Raw genomic sequence first — 4,409 nt, 5'->3', positions numbered from 1 at the left:
ATCCACTCTTTTGGAGTTTATGCTATCTATCCAAAAACCAATAACGCCCATAAGGATAAAACTTGTTAAAAAAAGTATCGATATCTTTTTTAAAATTGACATGTCAGCTCACAAACTTATAGCCGATGCCCCATACGGACTTAATGAACATTGGTTCTTTTGAGTCATCACCTATCTTGTTTCTTATGTTGCTTATATGTGTATCGACTGTTCTGTTTTTTGTGTTTTCATCAAGTGAAGTTGCGTTTATAATCTGCTCTCGTGAAGAAATCTTGTTCATGTTCTCTACTAAAAATATAAATATCTCAAACTCTATTTTTGTAAAATCAATCGTATAACCATCCAAGACAACTTCCCTGTTGACCTTATCTATGACAAACTCTCCAACTCTTATCTTTGAGTCATGAGTCTTTTTTAGAATATGCTCTATTCGCAAAACTAGCTCTCTTGGCTCATAAGGTTTTGCAAGGTAGTCATCAGCTCCAAGATCAAAGCCATGTATCTTGTTTCCTATATCTCCTCTTGCTGAAGAGATTATGATTGGGGTAGTGCTTATGTTTTTTATCTTCTTTAAAACATCAAAACCATCCATATCAGGAAGCATCAAGTCAAGTATAACAATAGAGTAAGAGCTATCTTTTTCAAGCTCCAAAATCGCGTCTTTTGGATGCGCAAATGCATTGCATGTAAAGTCATACTCCCTTAAATACTCTGTTATAAGGTTTTGCATCTGCAAGTCATCTTCTATAAGCAAAACTTTTCTACTCAACTCTCCACTCCTGCAAATAGTATGAAAAACTTTTCCTTTGAGTGGGTGATAAGATAGAGTGAATCTTTTTTAATGTTTTTAGCTCAAGAGCCATAGCATCTTCTTGTATCTCTTTTGCAATGTCTTCATATCTATCTTTATCAAACTCATCTTCACTTATTAGTTCTTGAAGTTTTTTCTCTTTTTTTTCTCTTTTTTTATTAAATTTTTCATAATCTTTTTTATACTCTTTTAGTATCTCTTTTATATCTCTATATTGGTTTTGACTAAGCTCTAGGTAGTCTAGATTTTTATAGATATGATTTTTTTTATTTATATGTTTATCTTTATAGTCACTATCTGCATGTAAAGAAAAAAGCAGAAATAGACTACATAAAAGCGTTAATATCTTTAATCTTATCATTTTCAATCAATCCTTTTTCTATGTCACTATGACACGCTTTGCAGTTTGCTTTACTTTTAACATCTTTATGTGCAAAAACCTTTTTTGGAATATCTTCATGTTTTTTTTTCCAAAAGTCGCTCTGAGTTATTGCTATTATATCTTTATTTTTTATCGAATCTAAAATCTTGACGCTCACTTTTTGTTTTGAGGTCTCGGCGCTATTTTGCACTAAAAAGTCTAAAATATTTTTATTATCTTGCTCATCAAGTGAAGCATCATCTCCAAAGTGATTTTCTAAGTCACCCATCATAGTTACCCACGAAGCAGAGGGGAGTGTATGAGGAGGATATATGATATGACAAGAAGCACACTCCTTTACAAAGAGAGGGTTTTGCTTCTCATAATCAACACTTGTATGTATTGAAGCAACTAGAGGGTTGTTTTTTGCTCCCATGTTAAAAATCAAAAAAGCAATAAAGAGAGTCAAAAATATGAAAGCAAAAAGCTTTTGAGCGATATTTAGTCTAATGCTGTAATCTTCACTCGTTACTTTAAAGCCATTAAATATAGAGCTTAGTGTTTTATGCGCTGGATGAAGCAATCTATCGCTAAATACCCCAAGTAGATGCGCTGCAATTAGAGCAAGTAAGAGATTACTAAAAAACTCATGTATATGCTCAAAGAGCTCCATCCTTTTGAAAAAGCTGCTGTTAAGTGAAGAGAGTAAACCTTTACCTTCTTCAACACCAAGAGCTAAAATACCAGTGATTATAGTTATAAAAACCACTATAAAAATTCCTATCATTGCATAAGAGGCGATAGGGTTGTGCCCTATATATTTCTGCTTTGAGCTAAAGATGTTCAATGCAAACTCTTTTACGTCTTTGAATGCAAGCGGAAAATCTTTAAATCTTGAGTATTTTGGTCCAATATAACCCCAAAAAAATCTAAAAACAAGCAGAATCAAAATTCCATAACCAATCAGTGCATGATAGTTTAGTAACTTATCATCATCACTCAAAAAAGCCAGTAGTATTAGCCCTGCAAAGAGCCAGTGAAAGACTCTTGAGGGAAGTGACCATATGTAGGACTTAAACATGTTTTCTCCTTAGTCTTCCCATTTGCCAAAATTAGGAATTAAAATATCTCTCTCGCTGTATATCCCTTTTTGCGCAGTTGTATGGCACGCTGTGCAGTTAAATATGCCCTTGACCTCTTGCTGAGTTATCAAATCTGCTCTTATTTTTTTATGCTTTTTAATTATATATGGAGTTTTTGAGATAGACTCAGGAGTCTCTGCAGCTCTTAGGCTATTTACAATCCTAGCGCTTCTTTTATAGTTCATAAATTTCTCAGCACTGTTTTTACGCAGATACCCCAAAATAGAGTCATAATCCTCTTTTTCTAAAGAAGCATCTGAACCAAAATGATCACTAAGGTTTAGCATCATTTTATCCCACGACTTTGAAGGAAGAAGCCCTGGTTGATATGCAAAGTGGCAAGAGCCACACTCTTTTTTGTAGAGTTCATTTGTTACTGGGGCAACACCTGCTTTATTAAAGCTCCCTGCGAAAACTGCACATGTAAGTGCTGTTATTAAGATTAACGATTTCATCTTGTCTCCTTATTTGTTGATGATGTATGTGACTACATCACCTTTTTCTAGGGTTGTTCCCTCACGGTTGTAAACATCGTTGAAATTTCTTCTTATCCATTTCTCGATAGTTTTTACTTCACTAAATCTATTTGGATTTGCTTTTGGTGAGAGGGGCTCTATCTCTTTTGCTGTAAAGAAGTTTTTACTAGCTTTGCTCAAATCATCTCCATGACAAGACACACATGAGACCTCTTTGCCTTTTTTACCTATATGTTTTGAGGTAAAAATTATCTCTCCTCTTTTTGCATCAAATCCTTTAAAGTTAGGGTTTTCAACTTTAGCTTGTGCTCCAAGAGTAACTAGATATTCATCAACAACTGAAGCATATGAGATGCTTATGAGTAAAAGCAGGGTAAATATGAGTTTCATTTTTATTCCTTTTGTTTATATATGCCAAAAGTATAAAATGATTGTGTCAAATGTTTATGTGAACTCTCTTAACAATTTCTTGACATATTTATAGAGAAATTAATGAAAGGGATTAAAGGAGTGTTTTATAACGAAGGAGTATCGGCATGCGAACATGCCGATAACTTATTGTATTCTTCTTTTTAGTTGGTGTTCTTCAAACTCTTTTTTATCAACAACACCATCTTTATTTGTGTCGATATCTGAAAATGGATAAGGGCTTTTGCTATTTCTAAGCAATTTGCCATCCGCTTTACGCTTATCTTGTCTTATAGCTCTAGCTTCATTCATTTCGCTCTCAGTTAAAGTTCCATCTTTATTTAAGTCATAACTCTCAAAAGTTGGCATATCTCGACCCATTTTTTGTGCCGAGGCAACTGACGGAACAATTAAAAGTAAACTAGCAGCAACTATAGATAATTTTGCATATCCGACTAAACTTTTCATAATAATACTCCTTGTTTTGGTATCAAGAATATTGTACATCTAAATATATTAATTATAGATTTTTCATCATCTTTCGTGTCTCTTTATAGCCTATATTGATAAGCTCTTTCATTTGAGCTAAATCTATGGCATTGTAGTTTGAGAGGTCTGGTTTTATGAGTAGGTGAGCATCTTTTGATTGTATTAGTTTATTTGTTTTAACTAAAAAATTAAAGCTGTTGTATAAAACTTCAATAATGTTTTCTGGTTTTTTGTGAGAGTTGTTACATATTAAATCTACACCAATTATATAATCTACATTTTGGTTATTTAAACCGCTAAAAGGAACGTTTTCTATGATTCCGCCATCTACAAGTAGTCTTCCGCCAAGCTCTACTGGGATGAAAATTCCCGGAACACAGGTAGTTGCCATCACAGCATCAGAGGTACTACCTTTAACTATAATTACTTTTTCTCCATTTGTTATATCGGTTGCTATCATGCTAAGAGGTATCTTTGCATCTTCTATCTTTGTATTTCCGATGTTCTCTATTATCATCTCACCTATTTTTTGGTTTGATAAAATAGCGTATTTTGAAAGGTGAGCGTTACAAGATTTTTCCATTCAAAGCCTAAGACTATCTGCTCTATCTCTTTTACGCTTTTTCCAAAAGCATAAAGAGAGGCTACGATTCCACCAGCGCTCGTACCACTGATAGATGTTATCTCTATATCATACTCTTCAAGGGCTTTTAGTACACCTA

General features: G+C 33.6%; 8 protein-coding genes. All 8 read right to left on the bottom strand.

Annotated elements, in window-relative coordinates:
- Positions 1-103: 103 nt before the first annotated feature.
- Positions 104-769 carry a response regulator transcription factor gene (locus PHI38_RS09330; protein ID WP_299855461.1) on the bottom strand — a complete coding sequence of 222 codons (666 nt, stop codon included), beginning with the start codon at positions 767-769 and terminating at the stop codon, positions 104-106.
- On the bottom strand, positions 762-1,172 hold the full coding sequence (locus PHI38_RS09325; RefSeq protein ID WP_299855459.1) for a hypothetical protein: 411 nt from the start codon (positions 1,170-1,172) through the stop codon (positions 762-764). The genes PHI38_RS09330 and PHI38_RS09325 overlap by 8 nt, the downstream gene beginning before the upstream one ends.
- Positions 1,138-2,253, bottom strand: coding sequence for a cytochrome b/b6 domain-containing protein (locus PHI38_RS09320; protein ID WP_299855457.1), 1,116 nt, complete (start codon positions 2,251-2,253; stop codon positions 1,138-1,140). Before PHI38_RS09320 ends, PHI38_RS09325 begins: the two co-directional genes overlap by 35 nt.
- Positions 2,254-2,262: 9 nt before the next feature.
- Complete coding sequence (locus PHI38_RS09315) at positions 2,263-2,769, bottom strand: diheme cytochrome c (protein ID WP_299855455.1); 507 nt, start codon at positions 2,767-2,769, stop codon at positions 2,263-2,265.
- Positions 2,770-2,778: 9 nt separating this feature from the next.
- Positions 2,779-3,180, bottom strand: coding sequence for a DUF1924 domain-containing protein (locus tag PHI38_RS09310; RefSeq protein WP_299855453.1), 402 nt, complete (start codon positions 3,178-3,180; stop codon positions 2,779-2,781).
- Positions 3,181-3,345: 165 nt separating this feature from the next.
- Positions 3,346-3,666, bottom strand: coding sequence for an EF-hand domain-containing protein (locus tag PHI38_RS09305; RefSeq protein ID WP_299855451.1), 321 nt, complete (start codon positions 3,664-3,666; stop codon positions 3,346-3,348).
- Positions 3,667-3,718: 52 nt separating this feature from the next.
- Complete coding sequence (locus PHI38_RS09300; RefSeq protein ID WP_299855449.1) at positions 3,719-4,270, bottom strand: patatin-like phospholipase family protein; 552 nt, start codon at positions 4,268-4,270, stop codon at positions 3,719-3,721.
- Positions 4,210-4,409: patatin-like phospholipase family protein (locus PHI38_RS09295; RefSeq protein WP_299855447.1), on the bottom strand; the 200-nt coding region annotated here is incomplete at its 5' end. The genes PHI38_RS09300 and PHI38_RS09295, both read right to left, overlap by 61 nt.

The organism is Sulfurimonas sp., from assembly GCF_028694895.1.
Classification (GTDB): domain Bacteria; phylum Campylobacterota; class Campylobacteria; order Campylobacterales; family Sulfurimonadaceae; genus Sulfurimonas.
The sequence above is the reverse complement of the archived record's forward strand: the minus strand, read 5'-3'. Positions and strand labels throughout refer to the sequence as shown.

Coding starts and splice junctions, on each gene's coding strand:
- PHI38_RS09325 (WP_299855459.1), bottom strand. CDS start 1,172: ATGATAAGATTAAAGATATTAACGCTTTTATGTAGTCTATTTCTGCTT.
- PHI38_RS09320 (WP_299855457.1), bottom strand. CDS start 2,253: ATGTTTAAGTCCTACATATGGTCACTTCCCTCAAGAGTCTTTCACTGG.
- PHI38_RS09315 (WP_299855455.1), bottom strand. CDS start 2,769: ATGAAATCGTTAATCTTAATAACAGCACTTACATGTGCAGTTTTCGCA.
- PHI38_RS09310 (WP_299855453.1), bottom strand. CDS start 3,180: ATGAAACTCATATTTACCCTGCTTTTACTCATAAGCATCTCATATGCT.
- PHI38_RS09305 (WP_299855451.1), bottom strand. CDS start 3,666: ATGAAAAGTTTAGTCGGATATGCAAAATTATCTATAGTTGCTGCTAGT.
- PHI38_RS09300 (WP_299855449.1), bottom strand. CDS start 4,270: ATGGAAAAATCTTGTAACGCTCACCTTTCAAAATACGCTATTTTATCA.